20 protein-coding genes are annotated in these 23,867 nt (G+C 59.4%); 3 read left to right on the top strand and 17 right to left on the bottom strand.

Annotated features, from left to right (window positions below; genetic code table 11):
* Window positions 1-204 precede the first annotated feature (204 nt).
* From ACZ5C3_RS00165 to murJ, 8 genes are all read right to left on the bottom strand, one after another.
* Window positions 205-912 (bottom strand): HAD family hydrolase, encoded by a 708-nt coding sequence (locus ACZ5C3_RS00165; protein WP_464034365.1) that lies wholly within the window; start codon window positions 910-912, stop codon window positions 205-207.
* Complete coding sequence (locus ACZ5C3_RS00160; protein ID WP_464034363.1) at window positions 909-1,358, bottom strand: Fur family transcriptional regulator; 450 nt, start codon at window positions 1,356-1,358, stop codon at window positions 909-911. Before ACZ5C3_RS00160 ends, ACZ5C3_RS00165 begins: the two co-directional genes overlap by 4 nt.
* 46 nt (window positions 1,359-1,404) lie before the next feature.
* Entirely contained in the window at window positions 1,405-1,911 is a 507-nt protein-coding gene (gene rimI / locus ACZ5C3_RS00155) for a ribosomal protein S18-alanine N-acetyltransferase (protein WP_464044409.1), read from the bottom strand.
* Window positions 1,912-1,913: 2 nt separating this feature from the next.
* Entirely contained in the window at window positions 1,914-2,609 is a 696-nt protein-coding gene (gene tsaB, locus ACZ5C3_RS00150) for a tRNA (adenosine(37)-N6)-threonylcarbamoyltransferase complex dimerization subunit type 1 TsaB (protein ID WP_464044408.1), read from the bottom strand.
* A 133-nt stretch (window positions 2,610-2,742) separates the two neighbouring features.
* Window positions 2,743-3,303: a NifU family protein gene (locus ACZ5C3_RS00145; RefSeq protein ID WP_464034360.1), complete on the bottom strand. Its 561-nt coding sequence runs from the start codon at window positions 3,301-3,303 to the stop codon at window positions 2,743-2,745.
* Between the two features lie 136 nt (window positions 3,304-3,439).
* A complete protein-coding gene (locus ACZ5C3_RS00140) occupies window positions 3,440-3,934 on the bottom strand; it encodes a universal stress protein (protein ID WP_464034358.1) in 495 nt (164 codons plus the stop codon).
* A gap of 212 nt (window positions 3,935-4,146) precedes the next feature.
* Window positions 4,147-5,184 (bottom strand): tryptophan--tRNA ligase, encoded by a 1,038-nt coding sequence (gene trpS / locus ACZ5C3_RS00135; RefSeq protein WP_464034356.1) that lies wholly within the window; start codon window positions 5,182-5,184, stop codon window positions 4,147-4,149.
* A 57-nt stretch (window positions 5,185-5,241) separates the two neighbouring features.
* Window positions 5,242-6,798, bottom strand: coding sequence for a murein biosynthesis integral membrane protein MurJ (murJ, locus tag ACZ5C3_RS00130; protein WP_464034354.1), 1,557 nt, complete (start codon window positions 6,796-6,798; stop codon window positions 5,242-5,244).
* Window positions 6,799-6,946: 148 nt separating this feature from the next.
* Between murJ and ACZ5C3_RS00125 the strand changes: the two genes are divergently transcribed.
* A complete protein-coding gene (locus ACZ5C3_RS00125) occupies window positions 6,947-7,948 on the top strand; it encodes an adenosine kinase (RefSeq protein ID WP_464034352.1) in 1,002 nt (333 codons plus the stop codon).
* 65 nt (window positions 7,949-8,013) lie between these two features.
* Here the strand turns inward: ACZ5C3_RS00125 and ACZ5C3_RS00120 are convergent, their stop codons facing one another.
* Both ACZ5C3_RS00120 and ACZ5C3_RS00115 read right to left on the bottom strand, forming a co-directional pair.
* Window positions 8,014-9,201 (bottom strand): serine hydrolase domain-containing protein, encoded by a 1,188-nt coding sequence (locus ACZ5C3_RS00120; RefSeq protein ID WP_464034351.1) that lies wholly within the window; start codon window positions 9,199-9,201, stop codon window positions 8,014-8,016.
* Window positions 9,202-9,505: 304 nt separating this feature from the next.
* Complete coding sequence (locus ACZ5C3_RS00115) at window positions 9,506-10,249, bottom strand: SDR family oxidoreductase (RefSeq protein ID WP_464034350.1); 744 nt, start codon at window positions 10,247-10,249, stop codon at window positions 9,506-9,508.
* A gap of 330 nt (window positions 10,250-10,579) precedes the next feature.
* Here ACZ5C3_RS00115 and ACZ5C3_RS00110 point away from each other — a divergent pair, with 330 nt between their 5' ends.
* A complete protein-coding gene (locus ACZ5C3_RS00110) occupies window positions 10,580-10,915 on the top strand; it encodes a hypothetical protein (RefSeq protein WP_464034348.1) in 336 nt (111 codons plus the stop codon).
* Window positions 10,916-10,948: 33 nt separating this feature from the next.
* Here ACZ5C3_RS00110 and ACZ5C3_RS00105 read toward each other — a convergent pair whose 3' ends face one another.
* The 5 genes from ACZ5C3_RS00105 to ACZ5C3_RS00085 form a co-directional block, all read right to left on the bottom strand.
* The gene (locus ACZ5C3_RS00105) at window positions 10,949-13,153 is read right to left on the bottom strand and encodes an SLC26A/SulP transporter family protein (protein WP_464034346.1); all 2,205 of its coding nucleotides are present in this window, start codon (window positions 13,151-13,153) and stop codon (window positions 10,949-10,951) included.
* A gap of 195 nt (window positions 13,154-13,348) precedes the next feature.
* The gene (locus ACZ5C3_RS00100; protein WP_464034344.1) at window positions 13,349-14,143 is read right to left on the bottom strand and encodes an enoyl-CoA hydratase/isomerase; all 795 of its coding nucleotides are present in this window, start codon (window positions 14,141-14,143) and stop codon (window positions 13,349-13,351) included.
* Between the two features lie 273 nt (window positions 14,144-14,416).
* Complete coding sequence (locus ACZ5C3_RS00095) at window positions 14,417-15,334, bottom strand: pirin family protein (RefSeq protein WP_464034342.1); 918 nt, start codon at window positions 15,332-15,334, stop codon at window positions 14,417-14,419.
* 29 nt (window positions 15,335-15,363) lie between these two features.
* On the bottom strand, window positions 15,364-16,746 hold the full coding sequence (locus ACZ5C3_RS00090; RefSeq protein WP_464034340.1) for a malonyl-CoA decarboxylase: 1,383 nt from the start codon (window positions 16,744-16,746) through the stop codon (window positions 15,364-15,366).
* A gap of 136 nt (window positions 16,747-16,882) precedes the next feature.
* Window positions 16,883-18,253 carry an MmgE/PrpD family protein gene (locus ACZ5C3_RS00085; protein ID WP_464044407.1) on the bottom strand — a complete coding sequence of 457 codons (1,371 nt, stop codon included), beginning with the start codon at window positions 18,251-18,253 and terminating at the stop codon, window positions 16,883-16,885.
* A gap of 415 nt (window positions 18,254-18,668) precedes the next feature.
* On the opposite strand from ACZ5C3_RS00085, the gene ACZ5C3_RS00080 reads away from it, so the two are divergent.
* Window positions 18,669-19,118: a hypothetical protein gene (locus ACZ5C3_RS00080; protein WP_464034338.1), complete on the top strand. Its 450-nt coding sequence runs from the start codon at window positions 18,669-18,671 to the stop codon at window positions 19,116-19,118.
* A 68-nt stretch (window positions 19,119-19,186) separates the two neighbouring features.
* Here the strand turns inward: ACZ5C3_RS00080 and ACZ5C3_RS00075 are convergent, their stop codons facing one another.
* Both ACZ5C3_RS00075 and ACZ5C3_RS00070 read right to left on the bottom strand, forming a co-directional pair.
* A complete protein-coding gene (locus ACZ5C3_RS00075; protein ID WP_464034336.1) occupies window positions 19,187-20,293 on the bottom strand; it encodes an NADH:flavin oxidoreductase/NADH oxidase in 1,107 nt (368 codons plus the stop codon).
* A gap of 159 nt (window positions 20,294-20,452) precedes the next feature.
* Complete coding sequence (locus ACZ5C3_RS00070) at window positions 20,453-23,857, bottom strand: acyl-[ACP]--phospholipid O-acyltransferase (protein ID WP_464034334.1); 3,405 nt, start codon at window positions 23,855-23,857, stop codon at window positions 20,453-20,455.
* Window positions 23,858-23,867: the final 10 nt, after the last annotated feature.

The raw sequence follows: 23,867 nt of genomic DNA, 5'->3' as shown, positions 1-23,867 counted from the left end.
CTTTTGTGCGGCGAGTCCGGAATGCGGACTTCTGAACCAAAGCCACACTGGAACAATAACTTGCTGGTGTCCTTCGATTCCGAAGCTCGCGGACGAACGAGCAGCGGAATGATGCGAGCTTCGGAATCGGGACACCAGCCTGTTGCCGCCTCAAATATAGGTAAAAGCCGCCGGAATCCAGCTATTAGCCCGTTTTGGGGCGTTTCAAATCGAGGCGACTACCGGCACGTTCAGCGTGGCCGGTTGTGCGAGCAGGCCAGGCAATGCCCGCATATCGTCGATAACGACCGTCGCTCCGGCCGTCCGTAAATTGGCCTCGTCGCCCGCCCGGCAGTGGCTGCCGCCGGTGAAGCCGATAACGGTCATTCCGGCCGCACGTGCGGCTGTTACGCCTGAAACGCTGTCCTCGACCACGAAACATCGCGCCGGTTCGACGTTCATTTGATCGGCCGCAAACAGGAATAGATCCGGCGCGGGCTTGCTCTGTTTGACCTGCGATGCCGAGAAGATGTGGGGCGCGAAGCGCGTATAAAGACCGGCGCGCGACAGCGTGGTGAAGATTTTTTCATGGGCGCCGCTGGAGGCCACGCACATCCGCACATTGATCGCATCGATGGCGCCATGGATATGCGGAATGGCCTCGGCTGCTTCGGCAAGCGCCTGCAACAGAAGTTCGCGTCGCTCGGAATCATAAGCCTCCGGCAGCGAGTGGCCGAGTTCTCGTTCGACGTCGAGGTTGCTGTCGCGAGCGGAGCGGCCAAGGAAGCGCTCGCGGACCTGCTCCGCGGTGATCGGGTAACCGTGGCGCGTCAGCACTTCCGCGTGCACGCGGCACGAAATGACTTCGCTGTCGACGAGAACACCATCGCAATCGAAAATGATCAGGTCGTAGGGGGAGCTGGACTGACTCAAGTTTTGTCGTCGTCCAGTGGCACGCAATAGAGCTCCAGCCGATGATCGACCAGCTTGAAACCCAGTTTACGAGCGATCTCTGCCTGCAGCTTCTCGATTTCCTCGGAGGTGAATTCGATCACCTTGCCGTCACGCAGGTTGATGAGATGGTCGTGGTGATTGTCGGGCACCTGCTCATAGCGCGCACGGCCTTCGCGGAAGTCGTGCCGCTCGATGATGCCGGCATCCTCGAACAGTTTAACGGTGCGATACACGGTCGAGATCGAGATCTTGTCGTCAATCGCAACTGCGCGGGCATAAAGCTCCTCAACGTCGGGATGATCCAGCGATTCGGCCAGCACACGTGCAATGACACGCCGCTGCTCGGTCATACGCATCCCCGCCGCAGCGCAGCGTTTCTCGATGTCCGTATAGTTGCCGGAAGGCATGGATTTCAGGGCCGTCATATTTCAGTTCCGGGTGGATGGAGACTGTTTTGCCATCAGCCTGAGTCTACGACAAGTCTCGTTGCATCACCACGGCATTCAATTGTTCCCCGCTGGCATCCCTGTAATAGCGCTCGCGCCGACCGACGACGCGAAATCCGGCCCGTTCATAGAGGGCGCGTGCGGGGCGGTTATTTTCTTCAACTTCAAGAAATACCTTTTTCAGGCCGTGCCCTGTCAGATGCCCGAGATGCGTTCGCAATAAATCGCGGGAATAGCCGTGCCCGCGTTGATTCGACGCAATGGCAACGGAAAGGATCTCAGCCTCGTCCGCAGCGGTCCGCGACACGATGAAGCCGATGATCGTGCGTCCTAGCCGCAGCCGGTGCGCGAGGGTATTACGCTCGATCAGGATCTGCTCAAATTCGTCGGCACCCCAACCACGGTGAAACGATGCGTGGTGCAGCTGCGATAGTCGCGGCGCATCGCGGAGGTTTGCAACCTCGACGACAGGAGCGGGAGCTTTAAACAACCGCGGAAGAATCCGCGAGAGAACGTTAGTGAGATGCGACATCGTCAGATTTGCGGCCCACTCTGCGCTTGCGACGAGCTTGCCTTCGGCTTCGCATCGGGCGGACGCAGGTAAAACGGCTTCGCAGGTGATTCATCCGGCTCAACGGCTGCGCCGAGCCACGCAACCCACGTAATGTCCGGACCTGGCTGGTTATCGACCGATGATGGCGCCAACTGATTGTGTGGCCAGCGGTCGGCAAGCAATTGTGCAGCGTTGCCAACCATGCGGAGTGCACCAAACCGCGCCGCTGCAAACGTCGCTTCGATCGGCGCGACGGCGGGCTTCATCAGCGTGGCGCCATTGCCGGCAACAACCTGAAAATAAACATGGTCGTGGCGCGCATCGATCGCTGAAATGATCGGTTGTTCCTGCGCTTCCGCGACCAACGGCGCGACATAGGCGGACAGCGTCGTCAGCCCCACGACGGGCTTGCCGGCGGCAAGTCCAATGCCGCGTGCGGCTGAGAGCCCGACGCGCAAGCCAGTAAAGCTGCCAGGGCCGGTGGTGACAGCGATACGGTCGAGATCGAGATAGGCGATGCCGGAATCCGTCATCACGCGCGCAATCAGGGGCATCAGCGCTTCGGCGTGGCCGCGTTTCATCGCCTGCGTTTCCTGCGCGATCAAGGTCTGGGTGTTCGTGTCCAGAACAGCGGCGGCGCAATAGTCGAGCGCAGTGTCTATGGCGAGAATAAACATGGAACCCGTTCTAGCACTGCTGGAATTGAAAATCTTTTCGCTTGATTTGAAATGACCCGAAAATCGCCGAATAAAAACGGCCGGGACGTGCCCGGCCGTGATGTCTCAACAGATGGTAAGTCCAACTTTGCGGTTACATCGGCCGGACTTCAACCACGTCGGGAATGAAGTGCTTCAGCAGGTTCTGGATTCCGTGCTTGAGAGTTGCGGTGGACGACGGACAACCGGCGCATGAGCCCTTCATATCGAGATATACGATGCCGTCTTTGAAGCCGCGGAACGTAATGTCGCCGCCGTCGCCTGCGACAGCGGGGCGAATGCGGGTCTCGAGCAGATCCTTGATGGTGTCGACGGTCTCGGTGTCCGCCTCGTCAAAGAACTCGTCTGCGTGGGCTTCCTCGGGCTTGTCGCCATCCGCCAGCAGTGGCGCGCCGGACATGTAATATTCCATGATGACGCCGAGGATCGCCGGCTTGAGGTGCTGCCAGTCGCTGTCGTCCTTGGTCACGGTCACGAAATCGGAGCCGTAAAACACGCCGGTCACGCCGGGGATGCTGAACAGCCGTTCCGCGAGCGGGGAGCGGGCGGCCGCCTCCTGGCTGGTGAATTCCATGGTGCCGCTGTCGAGCACGGTCCGCCCTGGAATGAACTTCAGGGTGGCGGGATTGGGTGTTGCTTCAGTCTGGATAAACATTTGATTCTCCGACACATCACCGGTTCAAGGCCGGCGCGAACGGGATGGGTGAACGGTTCCTCTAGCAGATGGCGCCTGAAAAAGCACGATCAAGAGGTGCGGAGCAGGGCTGTCTGCGGGGCTGCGTTATCTCGGTTCAGGACAGGGCGTCGAGGTCGCTGTCGCTCAAATTGCCGGGGACGATCGCGATGGGAACCGGGAAGTTCCCAGCCGTTTTCGCCAGCATGGTGATGATTGGGCCGGGTCCCTCGGCGCCGGCACTGGCCGCGAGGACCAGCATGGCGATGTCGACGTCCTTGTCGATGACGTCGAGGATCTGCTCGGCGGGATCGCCCTCCCGGATCACGCGTTCCGGTGTGATGGCGGCGATGCCGTTGGCGCGTCCCGAGGCGCGATCGAGGGCAGCATTCGCTGTTTCCTCCGCTTCCGCACGCATGATGTCGGCAACGCCGAGCCATTGTTGGTTGCGATCCTCGGTGTCGATGACCCTCAGCATCACCACGCCACCGCCGACTCGCACAGCCCAGCGGCTGGCATAGTAGACGGCGCGGTCGCCTTCGGCGCTGTCGTCAACGATGACCAAACATTTCGGCTTGTGGTCTTGTTCGTAGCTTCGTCGTTGGCTGCTCATGCATGTCCCGAATGATGAACCGACTAGTGTCCCGCCTCCGAATAACCGACCAATTTGCGGCGCGCTCGTACGGTTATTCGGAATCGGGACACTAGGTCATGCTGCCACGCGCCGGGTCACGCCGACAAGGCGAGAAGGAACTTGACGTGCCGGTGATTCGCGCCCGCAGAGCGATCTGCGAGCGGCTAAAGCGGCTGGATATCCGGAGTGTTTCAGCGCTTGCGGATGAAGCCGACGACATCCTTCACGGCATTCATGGTCTCTTCCGCGATGACGCGTGCGCGATCTGCACCATCGATCAGGACTGAATCCACATAGGCTGCATCTTGTGACAGCTTCTTCATTTCTGCGCCGATCGGGCCGAGTTTTTCGACGGCCAGATCGACCAGCGTCGATTTGAAGCCGGAAAACTGACCGCCGCCGAATTCGCGCAGCACGTCTGCCTTCGGCTTGCCGGACAGTGCGGCGTAGATGCCGACGAGATTATCTGCTTCCGGCCTGCTCTTCAGGCCTTCTTCCTCGCTCGGCAAAGGCTCTGGATCGGTCTTGGCCTTGCGGACCTTTTGCGCGATGGCGTCGGCATCATCGGACAGATTGATCCGCGAATAATCCGACGGGTCGGATTTCGACATTTTCTTCGAACCGTCGCGCAATGACATCACGCGGGTCGCCGGGCCCGTAATTAGCGGCTCCGGTTGCGGAAAGAATTTCTCATCGAAATTATGCGCGCGGATTGAATCGGCGAAGTCATTGTTGAATTTCTGCGCGATGTCGCGCGCCAGTTCGAGATGCTGCTTCTGGTCTTCGCCGACCGGAACATGGGTTGCACGATAGACCAGAATGTCCGCGGCCATCAGATTTGGATAGGCATACAGTCCAACCGACGCATTCTCGCGGTCCTTGCCGGCCTTCTCCTTGAACTGGGTCATGCGGTTGAGCCAGCCGAGGCGCGCAACGCAATTGAAGACCCAGGCAAGTTCGGCGTGACCCGACACCTGGCTTTGATTGAACACAATGTGTTTTTTCGGATCGATGCCGCTGGCGATGAAGGCCGCAGTGACCTCACGAATATTGCGCGTCAGTTCAGTAGGATCCTGCCACACGGTGATCGCGTGCATATCGACGACACAGTAGATGCAATTGTGAGTGTCCTGCAATTTGACAAAATTGACGATGGCGCCGAGATAATTGCCGAGGTGCAGATTGCCCGTCGGTTGAACGCCTGAAAAAACCAGTTCTTTCGCTGCCATTACCGCCATTCCTGTCCGTCAAGCACGCACTGCGCCCCGTCAATAGCCGGGCGAGGCTTACTCGCGCAAGCCGCCTTCACGCAAACTCTCGATCGCCTCGCCCCAGCTGACGATCCGGAACAGGTCGAGCAGCAGGCCATAGAACGAAACGCCGGCAGCTACCAGGCCACCAAGGATGGTGAGGTTGGCGGCGAAGCCGGCATTGGCCTCAACCGAGGCGACGAAGGATTCTGCGATGTAGAGCATCGCTCCCATGGCAGCAGCGCATGCCGCGATACGCGGCAGGCGCCGCCAAGCCACCGCATCGATGGAAAACCCGAATGTCGTGGCACCGCGCCATGCCAGCACCGCCGCGCAGAACCAGGCGCCGAGTGAAATGCTACCGGCGACACCGGTGACGCCAAAAGCATGGCCGAAGGTCAGTCCGCTTAGCACGGCGACCACCATTCCAGCGATCGTCGCGATGAGCGGTGTCTTGGTATCTTCCCGGGCGAAGAATGCAGGGGACAGCACTTTCACCAGAACGTGTGCAGGCAGGCCAAGCGCAAGGACTGACAGTGCTTGCGCGGTGGCGGCTGTATCTGTGGCGGTGAACGCGCCATGCTGGAACAGCACGCGGATAATCGGCTGGCTGAGCAGGATCAGTCCAAGCGTTGCCGGCAGCACGAGACCGACTGCGAGCTCGAGTGCGCGAGACTCCGCGCGCATCAACGCCTCGTGGTCGCCACTTTGAATAGAGCGAGCCAATTCGGGGACGAGCACGGTTCCCATCGCCACGCCAACCATGCCGAGAGGCAGTTCAATGAGACGATTGGCGAAATAAAGCCATGAGACCGCTGCAGGTGATGACGACGCAATAATGGCGCCGCTGACAATAAGAAATTGCGGGCTGGCATTGGCGATCATCCCGGGGATTCCCTTGCGAAGGAAGCCGCGGATCTGCGGATCGAATGAAATCCGCAAGGGCGTCGCAACGCCCTCACGCCAGGGCCTGCGCTGCACGAGAATGAGCATTTGCAGACATCCGGCAACGCCGACAGCGCCTGCAATGATGGTTGCTGAAAACAGCGGATCGTGCCGCCAGACCAGCAGCACCACAAGCACCACGATCAATGTGAGATTGAACAACACCGGCGAGAATGCCGTGAGCAGATAGCGATGCTCGGCGTTCAGCACGCCGATCATGACGATCGAAGGCCCGACAAACGCGAGGTAGGGCATCATCAATCGCGCATTGTTGATCGCAAGTTGCAGCGACTCCCCGCCCACGAAACCGGGGGCCAGGAGCGAGATGACGAGGGGCATTAAGAGTGTCAGGGCAACCGCGATACAGATCAGGATCAGGCTAACGCAGCCGAGTGCTCGCCCGGCGAAGGCGGCGGCGGCCACTTTGCCTTCGGTTTCGCGCACGCGCAGATAGGTCGGCACCAGCGCCGCGTTCAGCGCTCCTTCCGTGAACGAGCGCCGTGTCACGTTGATGAACTGAAACGCGACCAGAAACGCGTCCGCGACCGCGCCAGCCCCGAGCAGCGCTGCGATCAGGGAATCCCGCAAGAACCCCAGCATCCGCGAGGACAGCGTTCCGGTTGATACGGTCAAAATATGACGAAGCATGCGGGTATTCTTTGGAGCGTTTCGAGAGCCGTTCGATGCCGTGCGCTTGCTGGCGGACGCATTGTCGTGATAGGTCGCCAGATCTTCATGACTGCATGAAATACCAGCTTTTGTTGGTTCCGCCCTCTGCCCAGCAGGAATATAATTAATGACCGCAACAACATACGATGTTCTCGGGATCGGCAACGCTATCGTCGATATTCTGGCGAAAACCGAAGATGGCTTTCTTGCAGAACATGGCATGTCCAAGGGGGCGATGGCGCTGATCGACGAATCGCGGGCTGCCGCGATTTACCAGGCCATGGGGCCGGCCACGGAAATCTCGGGCGGATCGGCCGCGAATACCATCGCCGGTGTCGCGGACTTCGGTGCGCGGGCTGCCTTCGTGGGCAAGGTGCGCGACGATCAGTTGGGCAACGTGTTTAGCCACGATATCCGGGCCACCAAGGTTGCGTTCGAGACCCGCCCGGCTTCGGCCGGCGTTGCCACGGCGCGTTGCTACATCCTCGTCACGCCGGATGGCGAGCGAACCATGAACACCTATCTCGGCGCGGCACAGGATCTGTCGCCTGCGGACATCGATCCAGCGCAGATCGCGGCGTCTTCGATCGTCTATCTGGAAGGCTACCTGTGGGATCCAAAGAACGCAAAAGAGGCCTTTCTGAAGGCGTCAAAAATAGCGCACGAGAACAAGCGCACCGTCGCGCTGACATTGTCTGACGCGTTTTGTGTCGGCCGCTATCGCGACGAGTTTCTCGATCTGATCAAGACAAAGACCGTCGATCTTGTGTTTGCCAATGAGGCCGAGCTGCTGTCGCTCTATCAGACGAATGATTTCAACGGGGCGCTGACACAATTGCGCAGTGATGCTGGTCTCGCTGTCGTGACCCGCAGTGAAAAAGGGTGTGTGGTTATCAGCGGTGACAAGGCGACCGCAGTGCCGGCATCTCCCGTGAAACAGGTGGTAGATACAACGGGAGCGGGTGATCTGTTCGCGGCAGGCTTCCTGTTCGGTCTGGTGCGTGGCTTCAGCCACGAAGATTCCGGCCGTCTGGGCGCACTGGCCGCTGCGGAAGTGATCCAGCATATTGGCGCGCGGCCGCAGACGTCGTTGAAAGCGCTGGCCCAGGCCAACGGATTGCCGGTCTGAGACTTTGTGGTGATGCCCGATCAAATCGGGCATCACGTTGATCGATTGGTCAGTGGTCGCAGGCGCTAAGCCGTAGGCTTCGCGGTATCGAGACCGGCATACACGCCACGCTCGAATGCCGAGAACGCAGCAAGACATTTTGGATCTGCGAAAGGAAAAGCCTGCATCAGGATGATTCCCGTGACATCGCGAGCGGGATCGATCCAGTAGTAAGTGTTGGCCAGCCCCGCCCACGCCAGGCTACCGGCACTGCGCCCTTCCGGCGTTGCAGCCGTATTGATCATGAAGCTGAGGCCCCATTTTTTGGCCATGTCCGGGTAGAAATCGACGTCGTTGCTCACCGCAGGGATCGTGGACGTCATCCTGGTCATATTGAGTTCGCCCATCTGATTTTGGCTCATCAGCTCAATAGTTTCCGGCTTTAAGACCTGATGGCCATTGGCGCGCCCTTTGTTCAGGATCATCTGCGCGAACGAAAGATAGTCGCGGGCGGTGCCGTAAAGTCCAATGCCGCCCATGTGAAATTCCGGCTCCTGTTCGACTTCGAATGGGACGGGCTGTAGCGAGCCGTCAGGCGCCCGTGCATGCATGGCAACGAGCCGTTGCCGCTGAGCCGGCCCGATTTTAAAGGCGGTATCGGTCATGCCGAGAGGGTCGAATATGTGGTCGTGCAGATAGACATCGAGCCTCTTGCCGCTAACAGTTTGCACCGCTTTGCCGACAAGATCGATGTTGCTGCCGTATTCCCAGCGCATTCCGGGATCGGACATGATCGGTGTCCTGAGCGCGGCTTCCTTGCAGGTGTTGATGCTCGGGATGCCGGTTTTCTGCAGGTATTGCACTATATTGGCGTTCCAAAACTCGTAGCAGAACCCAGCCGTGTGGGTCATGAGGTGACGTAGCGTGATGGCCCCTTTGGCTGGCCGCAATCGCGGTTCGCCGCTGGTATCGAAGCCTTCAAGCACTTGGGGATTGGCGAGATCGGGCAGCAATTTCCCGATTGGCTCGTCGAGCGAGAGCTTGCCTTGCTCAACCAACTGCATTGCAGCTGCGGTTGTGATCGCTTTGGTCATGGAGGCGATCCAGAACACGCTGTCGAGTGTCATCGGTAGATCTTGCGATAGATCGCGCTTGCCGAATGCACCTTGATAGAGAACGTCTGTGCTATTTCCGGCAATTGCCACAACGCCGGGAATTTCCTTGGCATCGCTGGCCTGCAGCAATGCTTCATCGATCCGTGCCGAACTTTTCATGACATTTCTCTCTGGGGGCTTTAATCGCAGCTCAAGTTTGGCCCCGAAAATTATCCACGACAAAACAAGAAGACGTTAGGTCGCGGCGATGGGATGCGGTTCGTGGTTCAAGGTCTCTTGTGGCTCGACGTCTTTCAACAAGTGCAAAGTAGAAGAAAGCAAATGTTGCCGCGCATCGCACAGCGGAAGGACTGAGATGATCGCAACCTGGAGTGAGTGGAAACGCTCTCCCAAAGCGACGCGCGGGGAGCGGCGCCGAGCTGTCGCGGCACACGTCGCATCGCTTCGCGGCAGACGAGTGAGTTCAGAAGAGCGAGCGGGTCATTCCGCCGTCAACCGTGACGGTTGTCCCGGTCACATATGACGCGACGGGGGACGCGAGAAACGCGACCACGGCGGCGAACTCCGTCGGAGTTCCGAAGCGGCGCATCGGGATGGCGGCGGTCTCTGCAGCGGGCACGCCGTCGGGATAGATCTTCTGGACTCGCGGCGTTGCGATGCGACCAGGCGCGACACAGTTCACGGTTATGCCGTCCGCCGCCAGTTCATGCGCGATTGTTTTCAGATAGCCGGTCAGGCCGGGGCGGATCAAGCTTGAGAGCGCGACGAGGGAGGTCGGCTCACGTGCGCTGGTCGCCGTGACAGCAATGATCCGGCCTAGATCTCCGCGCCGCAGATGCGGCACGGCGTGTCTGACGATCCGGACCAGCGGAAGCAGGTCGGACTGGACCGCCGCCTCTGCGCTCTGCTCGTCGATGTCCAGCGCGCCGCCCGGCCGGGGGCCGCCAGTATTCCATACGAGCACATCCAGTCCGCCGAACCGTTCCACGGCCGTTTCGACAGCTCGATGTGTCCCTTCCGGCGACGACAAGTCGGCCACTACCGGCACGGCGTCGATGCGAGCCGCTGCGGTTTCGAGGGCTTCCCGGCCGCGCGCAACGGCGACGACGTTCGCGCCTTCCTGCCGCAGGGCTTCTGCGATCGCGAGGCCGAGCCCGGACGAAGCGCCACCGACGAGCGCGGTCCTTCCATCAAGCTGAAGATTCATGGTGTGCGATGTTGCCTTCTGTTAGTTGCGGCTGGTCAGCGCTGTCCCGAAAATTAACCACAATGAGAGGCGAGGCCGCTGCAATGCGATTTGGGGGCGTTGATTTCGGCTTTTCTGCGAGAGAGGAAGTTTGCGTTAACTCCTTTCGCCTTGAATGCGCGGGTCTGAGCCGCCATATGCCTGTTGAAGCATGCCGGCGGGAACCATTCTCACCGCCGTGAATTGGAATGCGGTTGGTGGTTCAAGGTCTCTTGTGGCTCGACGTCTTTCAACAAGTGCAAAGCAGAAGAAAACAATGTTTGCCGCGCATCGCACGGCGGAAGGACTAAGATGATCGCGACCTGGAGTGAGTGGAAACGTTATCCCAAAGCCACGCGCGGGGAGCGGCTTGAAGCACCGATCGGGCCGGGGATTTATGAAGTCAGGCACGCGTCGTCAGGCGCATTGTTTGCGTTTGACGCTGTTGACAATCTCGCACACGCGCTGTCGTCACTGCATACGGGGCCGAAATCCTTTACGTCGTGGTTTGGCCGGCGCGATCCTGTGGCGCTCCCGGACCTCGAGTACCGGACCTGCGCGACGGCGACGCGCGCGGATGCCAAGGCTGCAGCCGAACGCATGATCGGCCGGCGTGAGGCCTACATGAATCACAGCCACGTGGCCTGACGCGAATTTGCGCTGAAACTTGATAAATTGCGCCTATCGGCGCAGCACGCCGATCATACGGCTCGCGAACGCGAGCCGTTCAGCCATCAAAGACATGAAATAAATCAGAAGCTTCTGGCTTAGCAGCGGATTGTCCAGCTTGATGGCCTCGAACGTATCCTGCCGCAGGACATAAAGGACGCTTGCGACCTCAGCTTGAATCGTTGCACTGCGCGGCTGTCTCGCGACAATCCCCATCTCCCCGACGGTGGTGTAGCGTCCCAAACTTCTGACACGCGTGATCCGTTCATCGCCAGATGACACCATAATCCCAACACGGCCGGCCACAATGAAATGCATGGCATCGGCAGCGTCGCCAGCACGAGCGATTACCTCTCCGGTACTGACCTCAATGCGTTGGCAGCGATGCATCAATTCATCTGCGTCGTTCTCATCACCAAGAATCAGAGCCAGCCAGTCGCGAAGGTTGCCTTCTTCTTCTTCCAGACCGCGGTGTTGCTTGATGATCTGGTTCTCGCACCATTCCAGCGCGTGATCGAGCTCGGGAAGGACGTCGATCTCGCCGGAGATGAACTGACTTGATCGCAGGACCTTTTCTGCTGTAGGCGGCAAATGCACCAGGATCAGCTTCACATTGCGTTCAAGAGCGGTTCGCTTGATCTGCGCGAAGCTGTACGCAGCCGATGAATCGATGCCGGTGACCAGTTTGAAATCGAGAATGAGATAGCGGCATTCTGAATGGCGCTGCAGCAGCGCCTTGACGTGCTGATAAAGCCGATTGGCTGAACCGAAGAACAGATAGCTTTGCAGGTTGAGTCCGTGGATTTCCCGGCCATAGCTCGACAGCAACGCGAGCTCCTCACGTGAGCGATCCAGCGAGCTGCGATACTCGGATCCATCGAAGCTATATTTGATCGAACTGACTGACGAGGCACTGAGCGCAAATGTTGCGCAGCCGATGATTGTCCCGATCAGGACGCCGGCAATAAAACCCCACTTGATGATGATCAGAATGATCGTAACAAGGGAGAGGTACTCGATGAGCGAAAGCCGGCGCCGCGATTCAACGATCCAGCGATTGAGCTGATCAGTGCCGAGATACAGCAACAGGCCGCCAAGCACGAATTTCGGCATGTAGCTCAGCATCGCGGGATCCACGATGAGCATAAGGATAGCCACAAGCGACACCATCGAGCCGGCAAGCCGCCCTGTCGCACCGTTATTGAAGCTCAGGACAGAGCGGCTGAGCGAAATGCATCCTGTATAGCCGCCGAATACGCCTGAGAGGATGTTGGCGATGCCGACAGTGTTCAGCTCGCGTTCGAGATTGGCTTCCTGGTGCGTTGCGACTTCAATGCCGGTCGTGTTGAACAAGGTGCTGATGGCGGTGACGAAGATGACTGCGATGAGGTTGCCGAAAAGGCCCGGCAGCGCGTCCAGCGGATAATGCTGAATGTTGTCCAGTGTCCACGGCATCATCAGATCCGCGCGTGGCGGGGAATCGAATGTCCAGCCCAGCGCCTGGGCATCTTTGATCGAAATGCCTGCGATCCAGAACGCGACGTGCGCAACGATCACGCCGCAGGCGAGCACAGCGGGCAGCGCCAGCGGATTACGGGACCGATGCCAGGTCAGATAGATGACTGCGGCCAAGGTACAGCCGGCGAGCAGTTCATACAGCTTCACCGGAGTAGCCAGCGTGTGCAGCAGCGCCATACTCGGGCGATGCCCGGTGATAACGGTCACGCCACCCGATATGATCAGGCACGCCGTGGCGCCGAGAAATCCGCCGACAACGGGGTAAGGCACATAGCGGATCGCGCGTCCGGCCCGGCTGAGCCCTAATCCGCAAATGACCAGTCCTGTGATGATCGTCGCCGCGGAAAGGGTCAGCAGCACTGGCACCAGCAACGGCGCCGAAGGATCTCTTTCCACGATATGTTCGACAAGCGATGCAGAGAGAATGCCGGTGACCGCGGCGGTTGAGCTTTCCGGGGCGCCGATCGCGAATGGGAAAGAGCTTCCAAATGCGATAACGGCAGCAAGGATCATCGTGGAGATGAACGTCGCGGCGATTCCATAAGGCAGGTAAGGAGCGAGCGGTCCGCTGAAAATCAGCACCGAATAGGACAGCCCGAAGGAGACGGTGAGGATACTGGGTGCGGCACTGCCGAGCACGTCATTCAGCCGCGCGCGAATACCCAGATCGGGGCTGGAAACCGGATTTGCGAATTTCATCAATGTACGAAAAGCGTGAAAAACAAGCTCTTCTCGTAGACGACCGGTGCGTGACTGCACAAGATTATTTTTGTGACAGACCTTTTGCGCGGAATGAGAATGCCCAAGCTAACCGGGCGTCTTTGCAACCATCTTAAAAAGAAAAAGCCGCCCTATTCTGTTGGGCGGCTTCCTTGTAACTGCGAGTAACTGAAATTAGCGGCCGGTGAACTTCGCCGGGCGCTTTTCCAGGAATGCGCTGACGCCTTCCTTGAAGTCTTCGGCGCGACCGGCGATCTGCTGCGAGCGCTTCTCAAGATCGATCTGTTCCTCGAACGAATTGTGCGGACTTTCCCAGTAGAGATTGCGGATCAACGACAGAGCCACGGTCGGGCCATTCGCAAGATCGTGTGCGACCTTCTTGGTCTCTTCAGCCAGCGCGGCATCGTCGACAACGCGGTTGATCAGGCCCCACTCCAGCGCCTTTTCAGCCGGGAGCCGTTCGCCGAGCAGGGAAAGTTCAACAGAGCGCGCCTTGCCGATCAGGCGCGGCAAAATCCATGTTGAGCCGCAATCGGGGACAAGGCCGATCCGCCGGAACGCCTGCAGAAAGTAGGATGACCGCGCGCACAGGATGATATCGCCCATCAGCGCAAAGCTCATGCCGGCACCAGCGGCTGGCCCGTTGACGGACGTCACGAGTGGGCAATGCAGATCGCGCAGACGGCGCAGGAACGGATGAAACGCGGTTTCCAGTGTGGCTCCCGCATTGCGCCGTACCGGATTCTGTTCCTTGTTGCGGCCCTGCAGGTTGGCGCCGGTGCAGAAGGCTTTTCCCGCTCCGGTCAGCACAAGGCAGCGGATGTCGTCGCGCTTGTCGTGAACAACATCGAGAGCCTCACTGAGCCCTGCGAGCATGTCCGTCGAGACCGCATTCATCACCTCCTGATGGTCGAGCACCAGTGTGGCAACGGGGCCGTCGAATTCCAGTCTGCAATTGGTGAACTGCATGCGTTCCTCGCTCGAATGAATTTTGTATTCTCATTTTACGCGCAAACATTTCGCTGCGCGGAATGAGCAATGTTGCTTTCAAGCGCAACTATCCGGCAATCCGCATGAGCTGTAAACGGCGGCGCAGACGGAGATGTCGATGTCGGATCAGCCATGCGACGCATCAGCCGATTTCGCAGGGCGGAAAGAGGTGTGCTCTCGAAAAATTTCCAGCGCCGTGTAGCCGGCAACTCTTAAGTAGCGAGCTACTGCATCCTGCGTCGCGATATCACGCTATTCCGGGAGCGGAATGAACTCGTGTTCGTTCGGCACATGTGCGAAACGCCCGGCTTTCCAGTCGGCCTTCGCCTGTTCAATGCGATCTTTGCTTGAAGAGACGAAATTCCACCAGATGTGCCGGGGCCCTTCGAGCGCGGTGCCACCCAGGAACATCATGCGGGTCGGGCGCGTCGCCGTGACTTTGATGCGGTCTCCTGGGCGGAAGATCAACATCTGCGGGCTGGCAAAGGTTTCGCGTGCGATTTCCACCTCGCCTTCGACAACATAGATCGCGCGCTCTTCATGATCGTCGTCGAGCGGCACGCTCATGCCGGCATCGAGCGCAACTTCGACGTAGAACCACGGCGATACCATCTCGACCGGTGCCTTCACGCCGAATGCGGAGCCGGCAATGATCCGTGCCTTGAAGCCGGTGTCCTGCACGGTCGGCAGGCTCTCCGCGCTGTAGTGCTGAAACGATGGGGCGATCTCCTCCTTGCCGGCGGGAAGCGCGATCCAGCTTTGCAGGCCGAGCATGCTCTGGCCGTTGGCGCGCTGAACATCCGGTGTGCGTTCCGAATGCGCGATGCCGCGTCCGGCCGTCATCAGGTTCATCGCGCCCGGCTGAATCTCCTGAATGTTGCCCTCGCTGTCGCGATGCATGATGCTGCCGTCGAATAGATAGGTGACGGTCGCGAGGCCGATGTGCGGATGCGGCCGCACATCCATGCCTTTGCCGGCTACAAACTGCACCGGGCCAAAGTGATCGAAGAAAATGAAAGGTCCCACCATCTGTCGCTTGCCGTGGGGCAAAGCGCGGCGGACAGCGAAGCCATCTCCGAGATCGCGCGTCCGCGGAACGATCATCAATTCCAGCGCGTCGCAGGACTGCGCATCGCCAAGGATCGGGTCGTTTGATGGCATCCAGCTCATGATGGCCTCCTGCGGAAAAGGTGCAATAATCAGTTCGCGTCGCCCGCGATCGAAAGCGCACGAGCGGGGATCAGTTTACGAATTGTCGATGACGAGGCAACAACGCCCTTCTCGGCGTAGGCCTCGTGATTCTCTTCGATCTTGTCGAGCGCGTAGAGATAATTGACCATCAGCCCGTGCGACTGCTGCATGCCCTTGTCCGAGCGATCGCCAAGGAAGTTCAGCCGCTCCAGTCGCGCGCCATTGCCGAGATGGAAACGCGCGACCGGATCGACCAGCTGGCCGCGCGGGCTCTTGGCCTCGAGGAAATAATATGCAGCAAGCGGCATCAATGCGCCTTTGACGCGTTCGGCAGTCTCATGATCATCGGCCCAGCCCGGTGTGTCGAGTTCGTCGAGAGCGGCACGGGTGCTAGCGTCGAGCAATGTAGAATTCTCATTGGTGCGCTCGCGCTTCAGCCATCCAGCGAAGCCCGGCACCGGTGAAAGGGTCACGAAGGTCTGCACGTTCGGCAGTTCGCGCTTGATGTCTTCGACCACTTGCTTGATGAGGAAATTGCCGAAGGAAATGCCCGCGAGGCCCTTCTGTGTGTTGGAGATCGAGTAAAACACCGCCGTGTTGGCGCTCGTCGCGGTGATTGGCGTCCGCGATAAATCCAGCAAGGGCGCAATCGCACCGGGAATGTCGCGTGTCAACGCCACTTCAACGAAGATCAGCGGTTCATCGACAAGCTGCGGATGGAAGAAGCCGTAGCAACGCCGATCGCTGGGCGCGAGGCGGCTGCGCAAATCGTCCCAGTTGCTGATGGCGTGGACCTGCTCGTAACGGATGATCTTTTCGAGGATGTTAGCGGGCGTGGTCCAGTCGATCCGTTGCAGCACGAGAAAACCTCTGTTGAACCATGACGCGAACAGATGCACGAAGTCGTTGTCGACATGCTTGAGCGCGGGGTGATCCGAAATATGGGCCAGCAACGCCTCTCGCATCTGGACCAGTGACGCAGTGCCGCCCGGTGCGAGGTTGAGCCGTCGGATCAATTCCTGACGGCGCGGCTCAGCCGCCTTCAGGAGCTTGCCGATGCTGTCTGGTGACGCATTCTTGTCGCGCACCGCCGCCAGCGCCTCGTTGAGCTGCGGCATGTCCGGCCCGAACAGATCAGCAAGTGCATTGAGAAAAGCGAGCTTGTCGGCGTCGTTGGCCGCCGCATAACCCGCCAGCAAGGTGCTGGCGAGCGCCACGCCGGTGGCCTCTCCGCGTCGGGACAGCAGCGTTTCGCCGAGGCTGATCAACTCGGCTTTGGACATTGCACGCGAGCCGTTCGACAGGCCGAGCAGGCTGCGACCGCGCTCGGTCAACGTGTTGATGAGGTCACTCAGGAATGCGGGTGCGCGGTCGAAACCCAGGGTCGCCATCTGTTCAAACCTGTCTTAAATTTTGTCGTCACATCGCATCGGTCTGGGATAACCGATCATACACGACATTAGATCGTGAGCGTGCCGGTTTCCAGACAAGCGAAAGACTTTAGTCTGTTGCGATGAGAAGAAACAATCACTGACGCGCGAGGCGAATGGCCGCGTCCGCCCGATCGAACGTCTCTAGCGCCAACACCGCATCGGCAAAGCGATCTGCTCCTGCATTGAGCACGGGGCGCGCAAGTTGCAGGAATTTCTGCCGCATCGCCTGGGCATCCGGAAACAGCGAGGGTTCTCCGGATGGATCGGGAATGAGCCGTTCAAGCTTTCCTTCGCCGCTGACGATGCTGACGCGCGCGCCAAAAGGATGGCTGCGCCCGATCTCAAGGCGATCGTCCTGCACCACGTCGATCTTGTCGGCTAGCGCCTCGATTGCAGGATCGCCAAGGCGCTCGTAATCGTCCCAGCCGAAGCTGCCCTGTTCGAGGGCAAGGGCGCCGGTGAAGTACATCGAAAACTGTCCGCCCACTACGTTCTTGGGGCGGCGTTTGGTGGCGGCATCGCCGGTCAATGTGATGCCGTTGCGGTGCAGGCCGATCTCGACGCGCTGGATGTTCTCTGGCGTGAGGTTGTGTTCGCGGCGCATGGCGATCAGGGCGTCGATGGCCGCATGAGTATAGCGGCAGCTTGGATACGGCTTCACGCCGATCTTCATGGTTTCGTACACCTGACCGAGATCCGCCACAGCCTTATCCGGATGCGCGTTGTCGCTGTAGCCAACCAGCAGTCCGTGCTTGCCTTCGACGGATTCCGTCGAGCCGATGAAGCCTTCGCGAGCGAGGGAAGCAGCGACAACGCCGTTCATTGCAGCCGCGCCGACTTGATAACGCTTGTTCCAGGCTCCATTGAGCAGAAATTGCAGTGAGCCCGCGGCCTGACTTCCGGAGACGCCGAAGGCTGCGATGATCTGGTCGGCAGAGAGACCATAAAGTTTAGCGGCAGCGGCGGCTGCACCAAATGTTCCGGCCGTCGCTGTCGGATGAAAGCCTCGCGCATAATGCGATGTCGGGTCGAGCGCGTTGCCGAGGCGACAGCACACCTCATAGCCGGCGACGATGGCGGTGAGCACGTCACGGCCGCTTGCACCAGTAATCTCTCCAACAGCAAACGCGGCGGGCACAACGGGTGCGCTCGGATGCAGCGAGGAGTCGGCGTGGGTATCGTCAAAATCGAGCGAGTGGCCAAGCGCACCGTTCAGCAAGGCCGCAACGGCTGGTGTGTAAGTGCGGCTGTCGCCGCACACGGTGGCCTCACCCTTCGAATCGAGCCCGAGTGTCGCAAGCATTGCGAGCAGAGAGGGAGTCGATTCCGCATCTCGCCGCGCCCGCACGGCGCTCCCAAGAAAATCCAATGTCAGGGTTTTTGCGCGCTCCAGCACGTCAGCCGGGATGTCATCATACTTGAGATTGGCGACATAGGCGGCGAGCGTTGCGGTTTCGTTGGCCATGTGGATTCCTTGCAATGGAAGCGGCAGGCTAAGCGCTGCGCACGTGCTGTTCAAGTCGTGAGATCGCGAAGCTCCAATCTCGAAAAGACATGGCGTCGCAAGCGGTTGGTCAGATGCGACAAGTGTGACGCGCGGCGCGGCGGCCGGCCTCTATGACGGCCGGATCACCCTGAATGAGCAGTAAGACCAGCGGCCCTCCAGAATGACCATCAGTTCGGCCGCGCGTTCAGGAAATCCGATTGCGCGCGCTAGGCGTGGCGTTGTCGCTGAGCCTTGGCCGACCGAAGAGCCTGCATAAATAAATGCCTTAAGAGACATAACAGAGCGCCTATATTTGAGCTCGATCTCCCGGCTCGATTTTTTATGGCGCAATGATCCATCCTGCCGATGTCGTTATCGATACTCGGTGGTGGCCATGTTACTAACGTCTTCTTCACGCGCGAGCGATCGCATCATTGAGCCGATGATTGCGCTCGCCGGATGCTCCAAACAGGACCAAATTCTCGTAGCGGGCTCGAGAGCCATTGAGTTGATGCTGGATCTGCATCACCGCGGCTATCTTCATGCGGCCGCGACTGCCAATTGTGGTCGGCCGGCAGCGCAGTATGACGTCGCGCTGGTGGATTGGCGGCGCCGCCCGTTCAGGACCCTTGAGCAGACGCTGGACTGGCTGCTGAGTTTCTTGAGTCCCCGTGGGACACTCTTGATTTGGGTTGATCCGCAGAAACCTGCAGCGATCCAAAACATCCATCTCGCACTGGAAAAGCGCGGCTTCGTGGTCGAAGGCGATACGATCCATGAGTGCGGCTGTGCGGTCTCTGCACGGCGACGCGAGACGGCAGCCCCATTGCGGAAAGCGGCGTAAGTGCTGTTCGCAATGGTTGCTGAGAGTGGCTTCCTGCGCCGTCCAGATCGCCGATCGTTCGTTAACGATTACTCGCTCGCGAAGAGATCCTTATACTGCCGGGGCTGGGAGCGGAGATATTGGCTGGGAACGCGAACCTTCGCACCCAACTCCGCTGCGGCATGCCACGGCCACCGTGGATCGTAGAGGATCGCACGCGCCAGTGCGATCATGTCGGCGTCCCCTGTTGCGACGATCGCCTCGGCCTGTTCGAAGCCGGTGATCAATCCGACCGCAACGACGGGCATGCGCACCGCGGCTTTCACAGCGCGTGCGAGCGGCACCTGATAACTTGGCCCCACAGGGATCTGCTGCGCAGGGTGCAGGCCGCCGCTTGAAATATGGATCGCATCGCAGCCGTGGGCTTCCAGCATCTTTGCGAACGCGACGGTCTGGTCAGCGTCCCAGCCGCCTTCCATCCAGTCGGTCGCCGACACGCGCATGGTGACGGCTTTTCCCGCCGGGAAAGCGGCGCGCACCGCATCGAAGACTTCGAGCGGGAAGCGCATGCGGTTTTCCGGTGAGCCGCCGTATTCGTCGTCACGCCGATTGGACAGCGGTGACAAGAACTGGTGCAGGAGATAGCCGTGCGCCGCATGAAGCTGAACGGCGTCGATGCCAAGCCGTGCTGCGCGGCCTGCGGATGCCGCGAAGGCGTCTCTCACGCGACGGAGCCCGTCCCGATCGAATGCCATCGGCGCAACATTTCCTTCGGCAAACGGCACGGCGGAAGGCGCTTCCGTCTGCCAGCCGTGGGGCACGCCAGGAGCGATCTGCGCGCCTCCCTTCCACGGCACTTCCGTCGAAGCCTTACGGCCGGCGTGGTTGAGCTGGATGGCGATCGGCATGTTTGACCAACGGCGAATGCCCTCCAGCGTCCTGCCCATGGCGGCCTCTGTTTGATCATTCCAAAGCCCGACATCCGCCCAGGTGATGCGGCCTTCCGGAAGAACTGCTGTGGCCTCGATCGTCAGCAACGCCGCACCGGAGAGAGCAAGTTGACCGAGATGGATCAGGTGCCAGTCATTCATGCAGCCGTCTTCGGCCGAGTACTGGCACATGGGTGCGATCACAATCCGGTTCGATAAAGCAAGGTTGCGAACCTTGATCGGTTTGAAGAGGGCGGGCAGGGACATGACGATCTCCTTTGTGCAGAGGCGATAGATCTATAGCACCGAAAGCGTCGCGCTAAAGATCCATGCTTTCCTCATGCAGCAAAGTTGATGCTCTCAAGACAATTGAGGCGCCGGTCGGATTGCCCCGCCGGCGCCTCAAGAAAGAGCACGGTTATGTGATCACGCTACCTGACGGTTCGGATCAGCAAGCTCACGTGCAAGCTCTGTTGCCCCTACATAGTCGGTCTTGCCAGACCCCAGCAGCGGGATCTTGTCGACGGTGCGAATGTCGGATGGCACCGACAATTCGGAAGCCCCAATGCTTTTTGCATGCCGCTGCAAGGCATCACGCGCAGCATCAGTTTGCGTCGTGAGAAGCACAACGCGTTCGCCCTTTCGCAGGTCGGGAATTGAGACAGCAACCGACATGGCCTGAGGCCAGATTGCCGACGCCATGGCTTCAACGGCCGAGAGTGAGACCATTTCGCCTGCGATCTTCGCGAAGCGCTTGGCGCGCCCCTTGATGGCGATAAATCCACCGGCATCGATCGTCACGATGTCGCCTGTGTCGTGCCAGCCATCCACAAGCGGCTCCAGTACTCCCGGATTCTCAGCGCGTAGATAGCCCAGCATGACATTCGGTCCACGGACCGACAGACGACCACCTTCGTCGATGCCGGGGACGGCCTCAAGTTTGTATTCCATCAACGGCGATAAACGTCCGACAGATCCAGGCCGATTGGCCATCGGTGTATTCATCGCAAGCACGGGAGCGGTCTCCGTCACGCCATAGCCTTCAAGGATCCTGATTCCGAAGCGCTCCATGTAAACTGCGCGCGTTCGGTCCTTGACAGCCTCGGCACCAGCCAGCACCAACCGAAGTGTACGGAAATCATAAGGATGCGCCGATCGCGCATATCCCGCGAGAAATGTGTCTGTTCCGAACAGGATCGTTGCGCCAGTCTGATAGATCAGCTCCGGCACAATTCGATAATGAAGCGGCGACGGATACATGAAGATTGGAATCCCTGCCAGGAGAGGCATCATCAACCCTCCAGTCAGCCCGAATGAGTGAAACACCGGCAGAACGTTGAACACTTTATCGTTGGCATTGGCATCGACTCGTGCGAGTGACTGTGCAGCGTTTGCCAGTATATTTCGGTGCGACAGCACAACGCCCTTCGGAGTGCCCTCAGAGCCGGACGTAAACAGGATCACGGCCGGATCGTTCGCCTGGCGCGTCACGCGGGGTTTGACACCATCCAGCAAACCACGAATTTTATCCATCGTGCCGATCTTCGATCGAATGCCTTCGAGGTAAACGATCTGGGCTTCGCTTCCGATCGCTGCGATCAATTTCTCGAGCTTGCCTTTCTCAATGAAAGCACGGGAGGTCAGAACGACGCGGACCTGTGCTGCTTTCATCGCGCTGAGAATGCTCACGCTGCCAGCGGAGAAGTTCAGCATGGCCGGCACACGACCGATCGTCTGCAATGCCATCAGCACCACGGCAACCCCGGCGGAATTCGGCAGCAGGACGCCGATGTTTTCGCCTACGCCAGCCAGCGGTTCAAGCTTCCGGCTTAGAACCTGCGCACCAAGCAGCAGCTTCTTGTAAGAGAGCTCTGTCCCGAGCGCGTCCGCAATAATGGGCTTGCCTGTGTCGTGGTTTTTGTACGCATGCGCAACACCTTGAAAGAGTGTCTGATCGAGCATCGCCGTCTGCACCATGCCATCGATCATGACATCTTGAAGTGCGGCACCGGCGGCATTGCGGCGAGCCTTGCCGCGCAGGTCCGGATCGACCTTCAATTTGACCGGCGGAAGGAATGAGATTGTAATTTTCGGAAACCAGACGCGCTTGATCTGTCCGGTTTTCAAATAGCTAAGATGTGAGCGTTGAGCACCCTCGATGCGAACCGGAACGATAACCGCATCGGACTTGTCGGCGATCATTGCTGTGCCGTCGTAAACCTTCATCAGTGCGCCGGTCACGGTGATGCGCCCCTCAGGGAAGATCACGACAGGCTCACCCGACGACACCAGCTTGATGAGATCACGCGCAGCGAGCGGCTTGGTCGGGTCCATTGTGTAGTGGCGGATCAACTTCAAGAACGGCTTCGCCCACCACGCCTGCGCAATTCCGGTGTCGACCGCAAACGCTGCTTCGATCGGCAATACGGCATGCAGCAGCGGGCCATCGATCAGGCTGACATGATTGGGCGCGATCAGCATCCGCGTGCCAGCGGGGGGCAGATGTTCGAGCCCACGCACTTCAACGCGGAACAGCGCCTTGAACAACAATGCGCCGAGATCGCGGACGCCTTCCTTGCCCCACTTCGTCATGACGAACCATGTCATGAGCAAGCTTGCTCCCGCCAAGAAAAAGAACAGCCATGCAACCGTCATTCCAATGGCCTGAAGCAGCGCGACCACAAGCGAGGCTACAACCATAAAGGCGGCCGACATGACGTTACCTGCTGCGATTACGCGTGCGCGTTCCGCAGGGGCGGACCAGGCCTGAACGGCAGCAAACGCCGGCACGACAAACAGCCCGCCGCCGATCGCGAAGACGAAGAAGTCAAGCAGCATGCGGATGCCAGTGAAGCTCGCAACGAACTGCAGGGGATGAATGCCATCGGCAGGCGTCATGTGGCCGATGGTCCAGGCAAGGTCGAACCCAATGAGTCCCATGACGATGCTGCCAAGCGGCACCAAGGCGACATTCGGCCGTTCGTGGCTCAACTGCGCTGCAAGCAGCGAACCGGAGGCGATGCCGATCGCGAACACCGTGAGGCAGAGCGTGACGACGCCCTCGGTGCCGCCGACGGACTTTTTGACGACGACCGGCAGAAGGGACAACACGACCGCGCCCACGAGCCAGAACCAGGACACAATGATCGTGCCGTCCCAGAGCCGTGGATGGGCCTTCAGCGACCGCAGGAGCCGATAGGTCGAAATCAACGGATTGTGCGTGATGACAAGGTCCGGGGCTGCAGGCGCCGTGACCGGGATTTGCCGGGCGGAAAGCCAGCATGCGATTGCGAGAAGGACGATCGCACCGGAAATCCAGCCGGGATGAGCCGACTCTGCGACGAACATCCCGCCGCCGATGGTACCTCCCAAAATGGCAAGGAAGGTTGCGCCTTCCACAAGCGCGTTGCCGGTCGCGAGTTCACCGGTTTCGAGCTGATCGGGAAGGATTCCATATTTCACCGGCCCGAAGAGTGCTGCGACGATGCCGAACAAGCCGAGTGCAACAAACAGCAAAGGTATGGAGTGCAGGAAGAAGCCAGCGGCAGCAAAGCAGGCGGCAAAAATTTCGGCAAACTTCACGCGTTTGGCGATCGTTGCTTTGACGTATTTGTCTGCGAGCTCGCCGCCGAGAGCGGACAGCACGAAGAAAGGGAAGATGAAGACCGCGCCGGCGACGGTCACCAGGGAGTCGCTGTGGCCCTCGGTTGCCGCGCCAAAAAGAATGAGAATGACGAGCGCATTCTTGAGGAAGTTATCGTTCAATGCGGAGAAAAACTGCGCCCAGAAGAGTGGAGCAAAGCGGCGCGAGGACATTAAATTCAAAAGCATGATGAACCCC

This window comes from Afipia dichlorophenoxyacetatis, from assembly GCF_055386385.1.
Note: the sequence above shows the minus strand (reverse complement) of the source record. Positions and strands in the feature narration are given on the sequence as shown.